Below are 17,686 nucleotides of genomic sequence, written 5' to 3'. Positions count from 1 at the left end.
CTGACCCGCCGACCTGAGGATTCCTGCGCGCCTGGGCGACCTCGTGTCGGCTACCGTTCTGACGCAGGGTCCGCATCGTGCGGGCCCAGAGACCGGCTCACCGCACCCGCGGACCGGTCAGCACGACCCACCAGACGAACGATCTCCAGGAGGACCTGTGGCAGCGGCTGAGACAGCGACGGCTGAGACGGCGGGACACACGCCACGGGTGGTCCTGGTGACCGGTGCGAACCGCGGCATCGGCCGCGCGATCGCGGAGCGCTTCGTCGCCGAGGGCGACCGCGTGGCGACCATCTACCGCAGCGGTGACCTCCCCGAGGGTGTGTTCGGAGCCGTCGCGGACATCAGCGACACGGCCGCAGTCGACGCTGCCTTCACCGCCATCGAGGCCGAGCTCGGCCCCGTCGAGGTGCTCGTGGCGAACGCGGGCATCACCCGCGACCAGCTGCTCATGCGCATGACCGACGAGGAGTTCGAGAGCGTCGTCGACGTCAACCTCACGGGGACGTTCCGCTGCGTGCGCCGGGCGTCCAAGGGCATGATCAAGATGCGCCGAGGGCGCATCGTCCTGGTCTCCTCGGTCATCGGCCTCTTCGGCGGCGCCGGTCAGGTCAACTACGCGTCGTCCAAGGCGGCGCTGGTCGGCATGGCCCGCTCGATCACCCGCGAGATCGGCTCGCGCAACATCACCGCGAACGTCGTCGCCCCGGGCTTCATCAACACCGCGATGACCGCCGAGCTCCCCGAAGAGCGCCAGAAGGCCTACAAGGCGTCCATCCCGGCCGGCCGCTTCGCCGAGCCGTCCGAGGTCGCCGGTGCTGTGTTCTTCCTCGCCTCACCCGACGCCGGCTACATCAGCGGCGCCGTCATCCCCGTCGACGGCGGCCTCGGCATGGGTCACTGACCCGAGCCTGGCTGTCCGTCTCCTCGCACCCCTCTCCTCGCACCACCCCTCCGTCGGAAGGAACAGGCATATGGGCCTGCTCGAAGGTAAGAAGCTGCTCGTCACAGGCGTCCTCACGGACCACTCGATCGCGTTCCACGTCGCGCGCCTCGCGCAGCAGGAAGGCGCGCAGGTCGTCCTGACGTCCTTCGGCCGCCAGTTCCGCCTCACCCAGGCGATCGCCAAGCGCCTCCCCGAGGCCGCGCCTGTCGTCGAGCTCGACGTCACCGACGACGAGCACCTCGCCGCGCTCGAGGCCAACGTGCGTGAGCACGTCGACCACATCGACGGGGTCGTCCACTCGATCGGCTTCGCGCCGCAGTCCGTCATGGGCGGCAACTTCCTCAGCGGAGAGTGGAAGGACGTCGCGACGGCCCTCGAGGTCTCGGCCTTCTCGCTCAAGTCCCTCGCCGTCGCCGCGAAGCCCCTCATGACCAACGGTGGCGGGTCCATCGTCGGTCTGACCTTCGACGGCAGCTTCGCGTGGCCGGTCTACGACTGGATGGGTGTCGCGAAGGCGGCCTTCGAGTCGACCTCGCGCTACCTCGCCCGCGACCTCGGCGCAGACAACATCCGCGTCAACCTCGTCTCGGCAGGACCGATCCGCACCACCGCGGCCAAGTCCATCCCCGGGTTCGAGAAGATGGAGGGCGGCTGGCCCGAGCGCGCCCCCCTCGGCTGGGACCAGACGAACCCGGAGCCGACGGCCCGCGCCGTCGCCGCCCTGCTCTCCGACTGGTTCCCCGCGACCACCGGTGAGATCGTCCACGTCGACGGTGGCGTGCACGCGATGGGTCTGTGACCTTGTCCACTCCCACGGTCCGCCGTCTGGTCCTGCTGCGCCACGCGAAGGCGGAGCCTGGCGGCACCGTGCCGGACGTCCTGCGCTCCCTCGCCCTCTCGGGCCGGTCGCAGGCGTCCGCAGTCGGGCGCTCCCTCGCGGAGGCCGAGATCGCTCCCGAGGTCGTGCTGTGCTCGGACGCCGTCCGCACGCGCCAGACCTGGGACCTCGTCCGTCCCGGACTCGGTGACGTCGAGCCTGACGTGACAGTGACGCCGGACCTCTACACGGCGGACGTCGCGCAGGTGCTGGCCCTCGTCGGAGCCGTCGACGAGCGGGTCCGTACGGTCCTCGTGGTGGGCCACGAGCCGATCATGTCTTCGGTCGCCGAGCACCTCGCCGGCCCCGGCTCGGAGTCGGCAGCACTGCGGCAGGTGCAGGTCGGGGTCCCGACAGCCTCGTACTCCGTGCTGGAGTCCGACGAGCCGTGGGACGCGTGGGGTCGCAAGACCAGCACGCTGCTGCGGCTGGTCCGTCCGAAGGACTGAACGTCTCTCGTGCCGGCCGTCTGACGGTCTGAGCCAGCCCCGGCCGGGCGTCGCTCCCGCGGCGCCTCGCCGGGGCTGTCTGGTACGCGGGCAGCCCGCGTGTGCTCGGGGAGCCAGCGACGGACGGCCCGCACAGGAGAAGGTCCTGCGGTCGGCTCGTCCGGTCTCCCACCGGTGTCGGCCTTCAGACCGCGTCGATGATCTCCAGCACGGCGTCCAGGCGGGGACCGTCGACCGAGTGCGGTGCCTGCTCCCGCACGACAGGCTTGGCCGCGAAGGCGATGCCGATCCCGGCCGCACCGATCATGTCGAGGTCGTTGGCGCCGTCACCGATCGCCACGGTGTCTTCGATCGCGATGCCCTCCTCCGCGGCGAGCTCGCGGAGCGTCTGCGCCTTGTACGCACGGTCGACCACCTGGCCGGTGGTCCGGCCGGTGAGCACACCGTCCGTCACCTCGAGGTGGTTCGCCCGGAAGCGCGTGATGCCGAGCTCCGCGGCGAGCGGCGCGACGACCTCGGTGAAGCCGCCCGACACGAGCGCCACGACCCAGCCCCGCCGGTGGCACTCGTCGACCAGCTCGCGGGCACCAGGCGTGAAGGTGGTGCGTCGGCGCACCTCGTCGAGGGCCGACACCGGAACCCCGGCGAGGGTCGCGACACGCTCGCGCAGCGACTCCGCGAAGTCCAGCTCGCCCCGCATCGCGCGCTCGGTCACCGCGGCGACCTGGGCCTGCGTGCCCGCGTGCGCAGCGATGAGCTCGATGACCTCCTGGGTGATGAGCGTCGAGTCGACGTCCATGACGACGAGGCGGCGGGGGCCCGTGCCGGCACCCTCGGGCTGGGTGGCTGCCGTGGCGGCGGGGACAGCGGGCTGGGCGTCAGGTGCTGGCGTCTCGGTCACCGGGCAAGCCTAGGCGCAGCCTCACGACGCAGAAGGCCGCGCCCGGCCAGCGGACGAATTCATCGTCAGGCTGCGTCGAGGACGACAGCCCGCCCGGACCAGCTGGACCAGAACCGCCGGCTCTCGACGCTGCGGTGCGTCGCACCCCAGCGGGACGGGTCGGCGAAGACAGTTCGGGCCCCGGAGGCAGACTGCCTCTCGCCGAGGAGCACGACGAGGTGACCGCCGCGGCTCCCGTCTTCAGGGAAGGTGATGCTGCACGAGACGATCGACGGGAGCCCGCGCTCGCAGGCCTCGACCAGCTGGTCTCGGCTGTGGGACCCCGTCGGGTGTGCAGGCACGCCCAGTGCGGTGAGCATCTCGGCTAGCCCGGAGTGGATCCAGCCGCGCTCGCTGAGCGCACCGGCGTCCACGCCCGCCCTGACCAGGCCGAGGTAGTCGGGGGCGGCACCTCGGACGAACCTCGTGATCATGTGGACGCATGCGACCCCGCACAGGGTGTCGCCAAGCTCTGTCCTGTCGTGGCCGGGGAAGGCCGCATGGACTTCGTCGTCGGTGTACTCGTCAGGATGCTGGCACCTGCGCACGAGGGAGGCCATCGGGAGGGGTGTTCCGTCGTCGATCATCGGAGCCTAGGTCGGGTCGTGGTCCACATCAGACCATTGTCGGTTTATCAATGTTTTGGGTCAACTCGCGAGTTTTCACTAGTTGTACGGGATCTGTCGTGAGGCTTCCCCTCCCACGACGCACGAGAGCCGCGCCCGCACAGCGGACGCGGCTCTCAGGTGCCGGGCTCGGGACGAGCCGAGGCGAGGCGCTCTCGGGGAGGCAGTCGCCTACTCGACGATCGACCCCTTCGGGACCACGGTGATGCCGGAGTCGGTCACGGTGAAGCCGCGGGCGCGGTCCTCCTCGGCGTTGAGGCCGACGCGGGCGCGCTCCTTGATGATGACGTTCTTGTCGACGATCGCGCGGTGGACCTGTGCGTGCCTGTGCACCTGGACGTCGTCGAGCAGGACGCTGTCCGACACGGCGGCCCAGGAGTGCAGGTGGACACCGGGGGAGAGCACTGAGCCGACGACGGTCGCCCCGGAGATGAGCACACCAGGGGAGACGATCGAGTCGGCTGCGTGGCCGAGACGACCAGCACCGGCGTGGACGAACTTGGCGGGCGGAAGCCCGACGTAGCCCGTGTGCAGCGGCCACTCGTGGTTGTACAGGTTGAACACCGGGGTGACCGCGATGAGGTCTTTGTTGGCCTCGTAGTAGGACTCGATGGTCCCGACGTCGCGCCAGTAGTCGCGGTCGCGGTCGGTCGAGCCGGGCACGTCGTTGCGGATGAAGTCGTAGACGCCCGCGGTCCCGCGGTCGACGAAGTACGGGACGATGTCGCCGCCCATGTCGTGGCGCGACTCGAGGTTGTCGGCGTCCTTGGTCACGGCCTCGACGAGGGCGTCGGCGTTGACGACGTAGTTGCCCATCGACGCGAGGATCTCACCGGGGGAGTCGGCGAGACCGACCGGGTCGGTCGGCTTCTCGAGGAAGGCGCGGATCTTGTCGGGGGAGGCGGGGTCGGTGTCGATCACGCCGAACTCGGTCGCGAGGGCGATCGGCTGGCGGATGCCGGCGACCGTGAGCTCGGCGCCCGAGGCGATGTGCGCGTCCACCATCTGGGAGAAGTCCATGCGGTACACGTGGTCTGCTCCGACCACGACGACGATGTCAGGACGCTCGTCCTCGATGATGTTGAGGCACTGGTAGATCGCGTCGGCGGAGCCGAGGTACCAGTGCTTGCCCACACGCTGCTGCGCGGGGACGGGTGCGACGTAGTTGCCCAGCAGCGCTGACATCCGCCACGTCTTGGAGATGTGACGGTCCAGGCTGTGGGACTTGTACTGCGTGAGCACGACGATGTGCAGGTAGTGCGAGTTGACGAGGTTCGAGAGCGCGAAGTCGACCAGCCTGTAGATCCCGCCGAAGGGGACAGCTGGCTTGGCGCGGTGCGCCGTCAGCGGCTTGAGTCGGTTGCCTTCGCCGCCGGCCAGGACGATCGCGAGAACTTTAGGGGCTGCCATGCCATGACCTTAGAGCCGTGCGCCCCCAGATGCACCCAGAAGCGCTACCGTGTCGACCGTGAGAATCGACCTGTTGACCCGTGAGTACCCTCCGTTCGTCTATGGCGGGGCTGGTGTTCACGTCGCCGAGCTGTCGGCCGTGCTGCGCAGCCGCGTCGACGTGCGCGTCCGCTGCTTCGACGGTCCCCGGACCGCCCCTGACACCCCGGAAGGAGTGACCGGCTACGGCGTCCCCGGCGGCCTGGACGACGTCAACCCAGCCCTGGCCACCTTCGGCGTGGACCTCGCGATGGCTGGCGACGTCGCCGGAGCCGATCTCGTGCACTCCCACACCTGGTACGCGAACCTCGCCGGGCACCTCGCCGGTCTGCTGCACGGGGTGCCGCACGTGCTCTCCGCACACTCCCTCGAGCCGTTGCGCCCGTGGAAGGCCGAGCAGCTCGGCGGGGGCTACGCGCTCTCCGGCTGGGCCGAGAAGACCGCGTACGAGGGCGCCGCGGGCATCATCGCGGTGAGCGCCGGGATGCGCGAGGACATCTTGCGCTCCTACCCGGACGTCGACCCCGCCAAGGTGCACGTGGTGCACAACGGCATCGACCTCGACGGATGGGTCCGACCCACGGGTGACGAGGCGGTCCGTGCCGACTCTGTCGTCCGTGCGCTCGGCATCGACCCCGACAGGCCTGCCGTGGTGTTCGTCGGCCGGATCACCCGCCAGAAGGGCCTGCCGTACCTGCTGCAGGCTGCCGCGCGTCTCCCGGAGGACGTCCAGCTGATCCTCTGCGCCGGTGCGCCCGACACGCCCGAGATCGCCGAAGAGGTGTCCTCGGCCGTCGCCGAGCTCTCGACGCGGCGCAGCGGGGTGGTCTGGATCGAGGAGATGCTCTCGCGCCCCGACCTCGTCGCGGTGCTCGCGGCGTCGACGGTCTTCGTCTGCCCGTCGGTCTACGAGCCGCTGGGCATCGTGAACCTCGAGGCGATGGCCGTCGGGCTCCCTGTCGTCGGCAGCGCGACGGGCGGCATCCCCGAGGTCGTCGACGACGGCGTCACCGGGCTGCTCGTGCCGATCGACCAGGTGCAGGACGGCACCGGGACGCCGACAGACCCGGAGACCTTCGTCAGCGACCTCGCCCGGGCGCTCACCGACGTGGTGACCGACCCCGAGCGTGCCGCGGCGATGGGTGTCGCCGCCCGCCGCCGGGTCGAAGACCACTTCGCGTGGGACGCGATCGCCGACCGCACCCTCGCGGTCTACGAGACCGTCCTCGAGCAGTGGGCGGCGCGCTAGGCGCGAGCAGAGTCAGTCGTCGGCGGGGACGTGCAGCGTCGCCGCCGACATCGCGCGGCGGGCCGCCCTGTCGACCTCGCGCAGGGCTGTCGACCGCTGGTCGGCCTGCCACAGGTTCACTGCACCGCCGTCGTCCATCGTCGCGAGGTCGACGATGGCCCGCAGGCGGGCCGCCGACTGGAACACCTCGGCGCGCCGCGCGTCCACCCCGCGCGGCAGGACCGACCGCAGGTCGACGGGCTCCCGCAACGACGCGATGATCCCGGCAGCGTCTTCGCGCCACCTCGACACGTCGAGCTCCATGAGTGCCTCGGTCGCCTCCCGCAGGCCCAGGCGGAGCTGGCGCTGCGCGTCGTCGAGCGTCCCCACGGCGCCGACGGTCCGCAGCTCCCACGGATCGACCCGGACCCCGTGCCACGTGACGAGGTGACCGGGCTCGAGGTCCGACCCGAACCTCTCGACCTCGGGAGCGAATGCCCAGTGCTCGAGGACCTCGGGGGCGTCGGGCCCAGCGGGGACCAGGGGAGCGGGCGCGGCGTCCGCCGCGACGGTCACCAGGACGCACTCCTCGGCGTCCACGGCCCGGGCGCTCACCGGGGCGGGCACGCCCATCGCGTCGCCCGGGCCGGGGAACACAGCGGCGACCGAGCGCACACGTCCGGCCCAGGCCGTGAACAGGCTGCCCACCGTCGGGGTGTCGAGCCCAGCCGGCACGTCGCCGGCGAGCTGGTGCGGCTCGTCGTCGTCGACGACGGTGCGGGCCGCCGCGGCGGCCTCCTCGGTCGACGAGACGGCCCACAGCCACAGGGCGAGCGAAGCGGATCGGGGCACGATCGCCCCCGGGTCTGGACGCGCCGACGAGCGCGGAGAGAGCGAAGTCACGACGACCAAACTACGCCGCTCACAGCCAGACGTGGCGTGCCACGGTCGGCGACTGTCACCGGATGCGGATAGGGTCGGTGACCATGACCTGGGTGCTTGACCTCGAGAACGTCTCTGTCCGCCGCGGTGAGAAGAACATCCTCGACGACGTGTCGTGGCAGATCGCCGAAGGCGAACGGTGGGTGATCCTCGGCCGCAACGGAGCCGGGAAGACGACCCTCCTGCAGATCGCCTCTGCGCGCATGCACCCGACGAAGGGTGTCGCCAAGATCCTCGACACCCAGCTCGGCAAGGTCGACGTCTTCGAGCTCCGCCCGCGCATCGGCCTGGCCAGCGCAGCGCTCGCCGACCGCATCCCCGCCTCCGAGACCGTCTCCGACGTCGTCCTCACCGCCGCCTACGCCGTGACCGGCCGCTGGCGCGAGTCCTACGAAGACCTCGACGTGGCGCGGGCGGGCGACCTGCTCGCCGTGTTCGGCGTCGACCACCTCGCCGACCGCCGCTTCGGCACGCTGAGCGAGGGCGAGCGCAAGCGTGTGCAGATCGCCCGCGCGCTCATGACCGACCCCGAGCTGCTGCTCCTCGACGAGCCGGCCGCCGGACTCGACCTCGGCGGCCGCGAAGAGCTCGTCGGCGCGCTGTCCGAGCTCGCCGCGTACCCGCAGTCACCCGTCCTCGTGCTCGTCACGCACCACGTCGAAGAGATCCCGCCGGGCTTCACCCACGTCATGCTCATGCGTGACGGCGGCGTGCACATCGCCGGGCCGATCGACGAGGTCCTCACCGACGAGCACCTGAGCGAGGCCTTCGGTCTGCCGCTCGAGGTGACGCGCTCGGGTGACCGTTGGGCCGCCCGCGCAGCCCAGGTCGAGGCCGTGCGCACCGGGGGCCACGCCGACTGAGCAGGGGACTTCTCCCCGCTGCGAGGCCTACCCAGCACATGCCAGACCGACCCGGATAGGGTAAAGTTTAGGCAAAGCCGGGTTTGGCTTTCTCAGAGCGGAGGCACCCATGGACTGGTACTGGTGGATCGGAGCAGCGCTGCTCCTCGTGGTCGTCGAGATGGTCTCTCTCGATCTCGTCCTCATCATGTTCGCCGGGGGTGCGATCGCCGCCGGGATCGCCAGCGCCCTGGGCCTCGGCCTGGTCGGCCAGATCGTCGTCTTCGGCGTCGTGTCGACGCTGCTGCTCCTCGCCCTGCGGCCCTGGCTGCTCAAGTACCTGCGGCAGCGCACGCCTCTCGTCGAGACAGGCGTCGCGGCGCTCGCGGGCCGCACGGGGACCGTCGTCTCTGAGGTCAGCGACGACTCTGGCCGCATCAAGCTCCTCGGCGAGGTGTGGACCGCCCGGTCCCTCGGTGACGTCATCTTCCCTGTCGGCGCGGACGTCCGCGTCGTGAAGATCGACGGGGCGACGGCAGTCGTCGACGCCGTCGAGGCCCCCTACAGCTCACCCGGCGCGCCGCCCGTCCTCTGAGGTCCGGGCCTAGGGCCCAGCACCTGCGACGGCAGCGCCGGTCGACCGACCACACACCGCACCTCGAGAGGACCCTCATGAACGATGGCAACAGCGGCCAGGTCATCGGCCTGGTCATCGCAGCGCTCATCGCGCTGTTCTTCATCATCGCCCTGGCGCGTGCCGTCCGGGTCGTCCCCCAGACCGCCTCGCTCATCGTCGAGCGGCTCGGTCGCTACTCCCGGACGATGGACGCCGGTCTGCACTTCCTCATCCCCTTCGTCGACAGGGTCCGCGCTGGCGTCGACCTGCGCGAGCAGGTCGTGTCCTTCCCGCCGCAGCCGGTGATCACCTCCGACAACCTCGTGGTGAGCATCGACACCGTCCTGTACTTCCAGGTGACCGACCCGAAGTCGGCCGTCTACGAGATCGCCAACTACATCACCGCGATCGAGCAGCTCACCGTCACCACGCTCCGTAACGTCATCGGGTCCATGGACCTCGAGCAGACCCTCACCAGCCGCGACCAGATCAACGGTCAGCTGCGCGGGGTGCTCGACGAGGCGACAGGTCGCTGGGGCATCCGCGTCAACCGCGTCGAGCTCAAGTCGATCGACCCGCCGCAGTCCATCCAGGGCTCGATGGAGCAGCAGATGCGCGCCGAGCGTGACCGTCGTGCCGCGATCCTCACGGCCGAGGGCTTCAAGCAGTCGCAGATCCTCACGGCCGAGGGTGAGAAGCAGGCCGCGATCCTGCGCGCCGAGGGTGGCGCCCAGGCAGCGATCCTCACGGCCGAGGGTGAGGCTCGCGCCATCCTCCAGGTCTTCGACGCCATCCACGAGGGTGACGCGTCACCCGAGCTGCTGGCCTACCAGTACCTGCAGATGCTCCCGCAGATCGCCAACGGCACCTCGTCGAAGATGTGGATCGTCCCGACAGAGTTCACGGCAGCTCTCGGCTCGATCAGCAAGGGCTTCGGCGGCGACAACGGGGACTCCGGCAACGGCGGCGGCAATGGCGGCGGTCGGGGTGGGGACGACGGCGACAGCCCGCGTCCCCGTCGCGACAGGACGGCCAGCCCCCTGCAGTCTGCCCTCGAAGACCCGACCCAGGCCCTCGCGGAGGCTCGCCGCCTCGCAGAGGCTGCGACGGCCGACGCGACGAGCGCCGGCACGCACTCGGGTGCCCCGACGGACCCGTCGCGGACCGCCGGCCAGCAGCCTGCCGGGTCGCACGGCGCACCGCAGCAGGCCCCCCGGACTCTCGGGACCGAGGGTGGGGGAGCGCGCTTCGCGCCGCCCGTCCCGGACTCGCTCGAGAAGCCGGCGACCCCGCCTGCTCCGCCGACACCTCCGACGGCGCCCGGACAGGCACCGCAGCAGTGACGCGACCAGCCCGCGCGCACCTCAGGGACCGCGTTCGGGCAGCGCACGACGCCTCGCAGACTCCTCCGCCCTGAGCGGACCGGGACCTTCTGCGAGGCACACCGAGGGCCACGCACCGTAGGCTGACAGACGGTCAGCACACTGACCGTCTGTCAGTCCGGGGCGTGGCCCTCGGGCGTTCCGCGGGAAAGTCGAGGATGTCTGTGCTCCTCCAGCTGCTCAAGGCCCACCTGAGGCCCTACAGGTCTGCGCTCGTGCTCGTGATGGTGCTCCAGCTGGTGCAGACCATCGCCTCGCTCTACCTGCCGAGCCTCAACGCCGACATCATCGACAAGGGTGTGACGACCGGCGACACCAGCTACATCATCCGCATCGGTGCGCTCATGCTCGTGGTGAGCCTTGGGCAGATCGTCTGCGCGGTGACGGCCGTGTACTTCGGTGCCCGCGCGGCGATGGGCTTCGGGCGCGACGTGCGCGCCTCGCTCTTCTCGACGGTCCAGAGCTTCTCCGGGCAGGACGTCGGCCGCTTCGGGGCGCCGTCGCTCATCACCCGGACCACCAACGACGTCCAACAGGTCCAGATGGTCGTCATGCTCGGCCTGACCATCATGGTCATGGCACCGATCATGCTCGTCGGCGGCATCATCATGGCGCTGCGCGAAGACGTCGGGCTGTCGGCCCTGCTCGTGGTGATCGTCCCGGTGCTCGGCGTGACCGTGGGCATCATCATCTCGCGGATGGTCCCGTACTTCCGGCAGATGCAGAAGCGCATCGACCGGATCAACTCGGTCCTGCGCGAGCAGATCACCGGCATCCGGGTGATCCGCGCCTTCGTGCGCGAGCGTCACGAAGAAGAGCGCTTCGAGGTCGCCAACACCGAGCTCTACGACACGTCGCTGCGCGTCGGCAAGCTCATGGCGCTGATGTTCCCCGTCGTCATGCTCGTGATGAACCTGTCGAGCGTCTCGGTCATGTGGTTCGGCGCGCAGCGCATCGACTCCGGTGAGATGCAGATCGGCGCTCTCACGGCGTACCTCAGCTACATCATGTACATCCTCATGGCCGTGATGATGTCGACGATGATCTTCATGATGGTCCCGCGTGCCGCGGTCTCGGCCGAGCGCATCAAGGAGGTGCTCGACACCGACTCGAGCGTCGTCGAGCCGGCCCGCCCTGTCGCGATCGGTCAGGTGTCGGGGCGCGTCGAGCTCGACCACGTCGAGTTCCGCTACCCGGGCGCGCAGGACCCTGTGCTGAGCGACATCACCTTCACTGCCGAGCCAGGGCAGACCACGGCCATCATCGGCTCGACGGGCTCGGGCAAGACGACGTTGATCAACCTCGTGCCGAGGCTCTTCGACGCCACGGGCGGGACTGTCCGCATCGACGGTGTCGACGTCCGCGAGGCCGCCGGTCAGGACGTCTGGGCGCACATCGGCATGGTGCCGCAGAAGCCGTACCTGTTCTCGGGGACCATCGCCTCGAACCTCGCCTACGGCCTGCCCGGCGCGACCGAGGAGCAGATGTGGGACGCCCTCGAGGTCGCCCAGGCGGCGACCTTCGTCCGTGACCTGGCTCAGGGCCTCGAGACGCCTGTCGCCCAGGGCGGCACGAACTTCTCGGGAGGTCAGCGTCAGCGCCTCGCGATCGCCCGGGCCGTGATCCGCGACCCGAAGATCTACCTCTTCGACGACTCCTTCTCGGCCCTCGACTACGCGACCGACGCCGCCCTGAGACGGGCGCTGGTCCCACGGACACGAGGGGCGACAACCCTCCTCGTCGCCCAGCGGGTCGCGACCATCCGCACCGCCGAGAAGATCATCGTGCTCGACAACGGGCGCATCGTCGGCCAGGGCACCCACGACGAGCTCCTCGAGAGCTGCCAGACCTACCAGGAGATCGTCTTCTCCCAGCTCTCCGCGGAGGAAGCAGCATGAGCGCGCACACCGAGGGGACCCCGGCCCGCAAGAGCATGGAAGAGCCCGTGGCCGACGCCGCCGCGACGGCGGCCAAGACCCCCCGCGCGGGTCGTGGCCGTCCCGGCGGTCCGATGGGCGGCATGGGGATGCCGACCGAGAAGGCCATGAACTTCACGGGATCGCTCAAGCGCTTCGCGGGGTATCTGCGCGTCGAGCGCCTGCGCGTTGTGATCGTGACCGTGCTCGCTGTGGTCTCCGTGACTTTGTCTGTGCTCGGGCCCAAGCTGCTCGGCAACGCGACCAACATCATCTTCGAAGGGGTCATCGGGCGTCAGCTGCCTGCGGGTGCCACCCAGGCCGAGGTCGTGGCTGGGCTGAGGGCCGAGGGGAACGACACCTTCGCCGACCTCGTCTCGGGCATGACCGTGACCCCCGGGCAGGGGCTAGACACCACGGCGCTGCGCAACGTGCTGATCGGCGTGATCGCCGTGTACGTCGGGGCGTTCCTCTTCGGGTGGCTGCAGGGCCGGACAACCGCTGTCGTCGTGCAGAACACCGTGCTGCGGCTGCGCGCCGAGGTCGAGGCCAAGATCAACCGGCTGCCGCTCGGGTACTTCGACAAGCAGCAGCGCGGCGAGGTGCTCTCCCGCGTCACCAACGACATCGACAACGTGGCCCAGACGCTCCAGCAGACGCTGTCTCAGCTCGTCACGTCGGTGCTGACCATCATCGGTGTGCTCGCCATGATGTTCTGGATCTCGCCGTTGCTGGCCGTCGTCGCGCTCGTCACCGTCCCGCTGTCTGTGCTGGTGACCGCGATGATCGCCAAGCGGTCCCAGCCGCAGTTCATCAAGCAGTGGGCGGCGACAGGGACGATCAACGCGCACATCGAGGAGATGTACTCCGGGCACGCGCTCGTCAAGGTCTTCGGCCACCAGCAGGCCGCGATCGAGACCTTCGAGGAGGAGAACGCGGGGCTCTACGAGTCGAGCTTCAAGGCGCAGTTCATCTCCGGGATCATCCAGCCCGCGATGGGGTTCATCGCCAACCTCAACTACGTGATCGTCGCCGTCGTCGGTGGTCTGCGGGTCGCCTCGGGGACCATGACCCTCGGTGACGTGCAGGCCTTCATCCAGTACTCGCGCCAGTTCACGCAGCCGATCACGCAGGTCGCGTCGATGATGAACCTGCTGCAGTCCGGTGTCGCGTCCGTCGAGAGAGTCTTCGACCTCCTCGACGCCGACGAGCAGACCCCGGACCCTGCGCAGCCCGCGCACGTCGACAAGGTCGAGGGGCGTGTCGCCTTCGAGCACGTGAAGTTCAGCTATTCGCCCGACGTGCCGCTCATCACCGACCTGTCGATCGTCGCCGAGCCCGGCCAGACCGTCGCGATCGTGGGACCGACAGGTGCCGGCAAGACGACCCTGGTCAACCTCATCATGCGGTTCTACGAGGTCGACGGCGGGCGGATCACCCTCGACGGCGTCGACACCTCGACCATGACCCGTGACGAGCTGCGGTCCAGCATCGGCATGGTGCTGCAGGACACCTGGCTGTTCAAGGGCACCATCGCCGACAACATCCGCTACGGGGCGACGGGCGAGGTCTCCCAGGAGCGCCTGCTCGAGGCGTCGGTGGCCACGCACGTCGACTCCTTCGTCAGGTCGCTGCCGGACGGGTACGAGACCGTGCTCGACGACGAGGGCGGGAGCGTCAGCGCGGGTGAGAAGCAGCTGCTCACCATCGCACGGGCGTTCCTGGCCGACCCGCCGATCCTCATCCTCGACGAGGCCACGAGCTCGGTCGACACCCGCACCGAGGTGCTCGTGCAGAAGGCCATGAACGCGCTGCGCCAGGGCCGGACGAGCTTTGTCATCGCGCACAGGCTGTCGACCATCCGGGATGCCGACGTGATCCTCGTGATGGAAGACGGCGACATCGTCGAGCAGGGGACGCACGACGGGTTGCTCGAGGCAGGTGGGGCGTACGCGCGGCTGTACCAGAGCCAGTTCGCTGTGGCGGAGGACTGAGGGCGGGCGGTCGTCGGGGAGAATGGTCTCGTGCCTCTCATCCCGATCACCGACTCGACCGATCCGCGCCTCGACGACTACACGAACCTCACGGACATCGTGCTGCGCTCCAAGCACGAGCCTGAGAAGGGGCTCTTCATCGCGGAGAGCTCCAACGTCATCCGTCGCGCTCTGGCTGCCGGGCTGCGGCCGCGGTCGTTCTTCATGGCGGAGAAGTGGGTCGAGTCGATGGCCGACGTCGTCGCGGAGTGGCCTGAGGTGCCAGTCTTCGTCGGGGAGCCGAAGCTGCTGGAAGAGATCACCGGGTTCCACCTGCACCGTGGGGCGCTCGCGGCGATGCACAGGCCTGTTGAGCCGACTGTTGCCGAGCTGCTGGCTGGTGCGCGGGGCGGTGCCGGGGCTCGACGCGTGGCGATCTTCGAAGACGTCGTGGACCACACGAACCTCGGTGCCGCGTTCCGTTCAGCGGCGGCACTCGGTGTCGATGCGGTGCTGGTGACGCCGCGGTGCTCGGACCCGCTGTACCGCCGGAGCGTGCGGGTGAGCATGGGGACGGTGTTCCAGGTCCCGTGGACGCGCATCCCGTGGCCATCGGGGATTGGCGAGCTGCAGGCTGCTGGGTTCACGGTGGCGGCGTTGGCGCTGTCGGACGACTCGGTGACGTTGGACGAGTTCGTGGAGCAGAAGAACGAGAAGACGGCGTTCATCTTCGGCACCGAGGGCCACGGCCTCGCGCAGGAGACCCTGGAGGCTGTGGACTCGGTGGTGAAGATCCCGATGGCCGGGGGAGTGGACTCGCTCAACGTGGCGGCCAGCGCGGCTGTGGTGTTCTACGCGACGCGGTAGCGTGACGGGACGCGTCGTCCCTCGTCGACCCACCACCTCCGGAGAGTGAGCCCTCAGTGAAGCGCCAGACCGCCGCAGCATCCCTGCTCGCCCTCGTCTTGGTCGTCTCCGGTTGCTCCTCGTCGGAGCCCAAGGACGCGGCCCCTGTCGCCATGACCACCTCGACTCCGACGGCCACAGCAACCCCGTCAGCCACACCTGAGCCGTCCCCGTCAGAGCCATCGAGCGAGCCGACCGCTGTCCCTGACGTCGTCGAACCCCCCGCCTCCGACACCCCCGACGACAGCGCCTCGGACGTCCCGGACGACCTCGAGGACATGCTCGTCCCCGACGACCTCAAGGACGTCACGGCTGACGACATGTACGGCAGCGGCATCGACGACCTCATGGCGGCCTTCGACGCTGGGGACAAGAACCGGAAGGTCGGCGTCTGCCGGACCGGGGCGGTCATCGTCTCCGAGCTGACCCGCACGGAGATCGACGAACGCCGGGCGTCGATGACCCCGGACCAGGTCGAGACCTTGGAAGACTTCATCGAGCAGTGCGGTCGTGTCCTCGCCAGCTAGTCCCGCAGCATCCCCGGGGGACAGCGTGACCGGCCTAGACTCCGTCGTGTGACCGACCGACCTCGTAGCCCGCGCACCGTCGACGCGTGGGTCGCGGGCTGTGGCTGGCTCTTCGCAGCCCTCGCCCTCGTGGCCCTCCCGCTGCTCGACACCGGCGACGACGAGGTGCTCCTCGAGCTGCCAGGCAGCATCGGGTGGTGGCTCGTCCTCGTCACGGTGACTGCCCAAGCCCTCGTGCTCTCGCGTGCCCGGTCGGCTCCTCGCCCAGTGCTCCTGACCGTGGCGGCGATCCCGGTGCTGCTCGCCGTCGCCGGGCCCGGGGCGGTCTACGGCCTCACGGGGATCGCGACGATCCTCGCGGTCTTCCTCGTCACCCTCGCCCTCTCGCTGCCCGACCTGCGCACGCTCCTCCCGGTCGTCGCGGCCTCCGTCGTCCTGGGGGAGACGATCAACGCCGTCCGCAGCACCTCGACCGAGATCCCTGCGGCGCTCGGCTCCGCGCTCCTGCAGGCTGTCGGTGTCGTCGGACTGCCCTTCGTCATCGCCCTGGCCGTCGCGGCCCGGCGCGAGGCCCGCACGGCGCACCGCGGGGAGGAGCAGGCTCTCGTCCGCGAGCGCGACGCGCTCGTCCAGGCCGCGGTCGCCGACGAACGCACGGCGATGGCGCGCGAGCTGCACGACATCGCTGCGCACCACATGTCCGGCATCGCGATCATGTCGGCGGCCATCGCCCTGCAGATCGACACCGACCCCGAGGCTGCCAAGCGCTCGGTGCAGCAGGTGCGCGAGCAGAGCACCGCGGTGCTCGACGACCTGCGTCGCCTGGTCGGGCTGCTGCGGTCCGACGACGGGGAGGCGACGCGCTCGGTCGAGACGCTCTCCGCGCTCCGCGAGCTCGTCGCGAGCCGTCGCGAGGCGGGCCTGACACTCGAGCTGCGCCTGCCCGAGCAGGCGGGACCTCACGGACGGCGGCTGACCGACGATGTCGGGCCGCTCGCCCAGCTCGTGGCGTACCGCATGGTCCAAGAAGCCCTCGCGAACGCCGTGATGCACGCCCCCGGTGCGGCCTGCATCGTCGAGATCGCGAACTCAGGTGACCGCGCGATCCTGGTCCGCGTGGTCAACGGTCCGCCCGAGCAACCTGTCGACCGCGAACGCTCGACCTCAGGCTTCGGGCTCCTCGGCATGCGTGAGCGGGCCGCCCTCGTCGGCGCCGACCTCGCCTACGGCAGCACCGTCGACGGCGGCTGGGAGGTGCGGCTGACCCTGCCCACCGAGACGGGCCGTCCGCCACGCACGACGACCGACCCTCACCCTGGAGACCTCGCATGATCCGCGTCCTCGTCGCCGACGACCAGCCCCTCGTCCGCGCGGGGCTGTCGGCACTCCTGTCGGCCGAACCTGACATCGACCTCGTCGGGGTGGCCTCCGACGGCGTCGAGGCCCTCGACATGGCGCTCGCGCTGCGCCCGGACGTCGCGTGCCTGGACATCCGCATGCCTGGGCTCGACGGCATCGAGGTGACCCGCCGCCTCAACGGCCCCGACTCCGACACCCCGGTCCCGGTGCTCGTGCTCACCACCTTCGACATCGACGACTACGTCTTCGGCGCCCTCGAGGCCGGGGCCTCAGGGTTCCTCCTCAAGGACGCCGACCCCGACGTGATCATCTACGCCGTCCGCCAGGTGGCAGCCGGTCACGGGACCATCGACCAGACGCTGACCCGGCGGATCCTGCGCGAGTTCGTCGACAGGCGCAGCCTGCGGCCCGTCTCCGTGGACCGCGCGGACGGTGTGCTCACCGACCGCGAGCGGGAGATCTTGCTGCTGCTCGCCCAGGGCATGTCGAACGAGGAGATCGCCCGGGAGCTGGTCGTCGAGGTGTCGACGGTCAAGTCTCACCTGGCGCGCATGCTGCCCAAGCTGGGTGTGCGGTCCAGACTGCAGGCCGTCGTGTGGGCGTACCAGAACAGGGTCGTCGCGCTGCCCGACGTCTGAGTTCGGCCGGCCTGCATCGAAAGATGCAAGCCTCCAGGTCCCGCCGGAAGCATCTAGGTCCGCCACCACA

General features: G+C 69.9%; 17 protein-coding genes. 13 read left to right on the top strand and 4 right to left on the bottom strand.

What is annotated here, in order from left to right; translation table 11 throughout:
* Positions 1–208: 208 nt before the first annotated feature.
* The 3 genes from fabG to HZZ10_RS07780 all read left to right on the top strand — a co-directional run bounded on the left by fabG (position 209) and on the right by HZZ10_RS07780 (position 2,272).
* Positions 209–904, top strand: a complete 696-nt coding sequence (gene fabG / locus HZZ10_RS07790) for a 3-oxoacyl-ACP reductase FabG (RefSeq protein WP_308507531.1) — start codon at positions 209–211, stop codon at positions 902–904.
* Between the two features lie 70 nt (positions 905–974).
* Positions 975–1,745, top strand: coding sequence for an enoyl-ACP reductase FabI (fabI, locus tag HZZ10_RS07785; protein WP_179913083.1), 771 nt, complete (start codon positions 975–977; stop codon positions 1,743–1,745).
* Positions 1,742–2,272 (top strand): SixA phosphatase family protein, encoded by a 531-nt coding sequence (locus tag HZZ10_RS07780; RefSeq protein ID WP_308507527.1) that lies wholly within the window; start codon positions 1,742–1,744, stop codon positions 2,270–2,272. Before fabI ends, HZZ10_RS07780 begins: the two co-directional genes overlap by 4 nt.
* A 184-nt stretch (positions 2,273–2,456) precedes the next feature.
* Here HZZ10_RS07780 and serB read toward each other — a convergent pair whose 3' ends face one another.
* The 3 genes from serB to HZZ10_RS07765 all read right to left on the bottom strand — a co-directional run bounded on the left by serB (position 2,457) and on the right by HZZ10_RS07765 (position 5,248).
* Entirely contained in the window at positions 2,457–3,173 is a 717-nt protein-coding gene (gene serB / locus HZZ10_RS07775) for a phosphoserine phosphatase SerB (protein ID WP_308507526.1), read from the bottom strand.
* A gap of 65 nt (positions 3,174–3,238) precedes the next feature.
* The gene (locus tag HZZ10_RS07770) at positions 3,239–3,799 is read right to left on the bottom strand and encodes a papain-like cysteine protease family protein (protein WP_179913082.1); all 561 of its coding nucleotides are present in this window, start codon (positions 3,797–3,799) and stop codon (positions 3,239–3,241) included.
* Between the two features lie 210 nt (positions 3,800–4,009).
* Entirely contained in the window at positions 4,010–5,248 is a 1,239-nt protein-coding gene (locus HZZ10_RS07765) for a glucose-1-phosphate adenylyltransferase (protein ID WP_056133761.1), read from the bottom strand.
* A 58-nt stretch (positions 5,249–5,306) separates the two neighbouring features.
* Between HZZ10_RS07765 and glgA the strand changes: the two genes are divergently transcribed.
* A complete protein-coding gene (glgA, locus tag HZZ10_RS07760) occupies positions 5,307–6,536 on the top strand; it encodes a glycogen synthase (protein WP_056134335.1) in 1,230 nt (409 codons plus the stop codon).
* 12 nt (positions 6,537–6,548) lie between these two features.
* On the opposite strand, the gene HZZ10_RS07755 is transcribed toward glgA, so the two are convergent.
* Entirely contained in the window at positions 6,549–7,418 is an 870-nt protein-coding gene (locus HZZ10_RS07755; RefSeq protein ID WP_179913081.1) for an Rv1486c family protein, read from the bottom strand.
* A gap of 83 nt (positions 7,419–7,501) precedes the next feature.
* On the opposite strand from HZZ10_RS07755, the gene HZZ10_RS07750 reads away from it, so the two are divergent.
* The 9 genes from HZZ10_RS07750 to HZZ10_RS07710 all read left to right on the top strand — a co-directional run bounded on the left by HZZ10_RS07750 (position 7,502) and on the right by HZZ10_RS07710 (position 17,616).
* Positions 7,502–8,320 carry an ABC transporter ATP-binding protein gene (locus HZZ10_RS07750; protein WP_056134332.1) on the top strand — a complete coding sequence of 273 codons (819 nt, stop codon included), beginning with the start codon at positions 7,502–7,504 and terminating at the stop codon, positions 8,318–8,320.
* 109 nt (positions 8,321–8,429) lie between these two features.
* Positions 8,430–8,894, top strand: a complete 465-nt coding sequence (locus tag HZZ10_RS07745; protein ID WP_179913080.1) for an NfeD family protein — start codon at positions 8,430–8,432, stop codon at positions 8,892–8,894.
* 77 nt (positions 8,895–8,971) lie between these two features.
* Positions 8,972–10,258, top strand: a complete 1,287-nt coding sequence (locus HZZ10_RS07740; RefSeq protein ID WP_179913079.1) for an SPFH domain-containing protein — start codon at positions 8,972–8,974, stop codon at positions 10,256–10,258.
* Between the two features lie 203 nt (positions 10,259–10,461).
* Entirely contained in the window at positions 10,462–12,195 is a 1,734-nt protein-coding gene (locus HZZ10_RS07735; RefSeq protein WP_179913078.1) for an ABC transporter ATP-binding protein, read from the top strand.
* Positions 12,192–14,207, top strand: a complete 2,016-nt coding sequence (locus tag HZZ10_RS07730; RefSeq protein ID WP_179913077.1) for an ABC transporter ATP-binding protein — start codon at positions 12,192–12,194, stop codon at positions 14,205–14,207. Before HZZ10_RS07735 ends, HZZ10_RS07730 begins: the two co-directional genes overlap by 4 nt.
* 30 nt (positions 14,208–14,237) lie before the next feature.
* A complete protein-coding gene (locus HZZ10_RS07725) occupies positions 14,238–15,053 on the top strand; it encodes a TrmH family RNA methyltransferase (protein ID WP_179913076.1) in 816 nt (271 codons plus the stop codon).
* Between the two features lie 56 nt (positions 15,054–15,109).
* Positions 15,110–15,619: a hypothetical protein gene (locus HZZ10_RS07720; RefSeq protein WP_179913075.1), complete on the top strand. Its 510-nt coding sequence runs from the start codon at positions 15,110–15,112 to the stop codon at positions 15,617–15,619.
* Positions 15,620–15,667: 48 nt separating this feature from the next.
* On the top strand, positions 15,668–16,951 hold the full coding sequence (locus HZZ10_RS20035; protein ID WP_179913074.1) for a sensor histidine kinase: 1,284 nt from the start codon (positions 15,668–15,670) through the stop codon (positions 16,949–16,951).
* Positions 16,948–17,616, top strand: coding sequence for a response regulator (locus tag HZZ10_RS07710; protein WP_179913073.1), 669 nt, complete (start codon positions 16,948–16,950; stop codon positions 17,614–17,616). Before HZZ10_RS20035 ends, HZZ10_RS07710 begins: the two co-directional genes overlap by 4 nt.
* Positions 17,617–17,686 lie beyond the last annotated feature (70 nt).

Source organism: Sanguibacter inulinus (assembly GCF_013415325.1).
Taxonomy (GTDB): Bacteria; Actinomycetota; Actinomycetes; order Actinomycetales; family Cellulomonadaceae; genus Sanguibacter; species Sanguibacter inulinus.
Note: the sequence above shows the minus strand (reverse complement) of the source record. Positions and strands in the feature narration are given on the sequence as shown.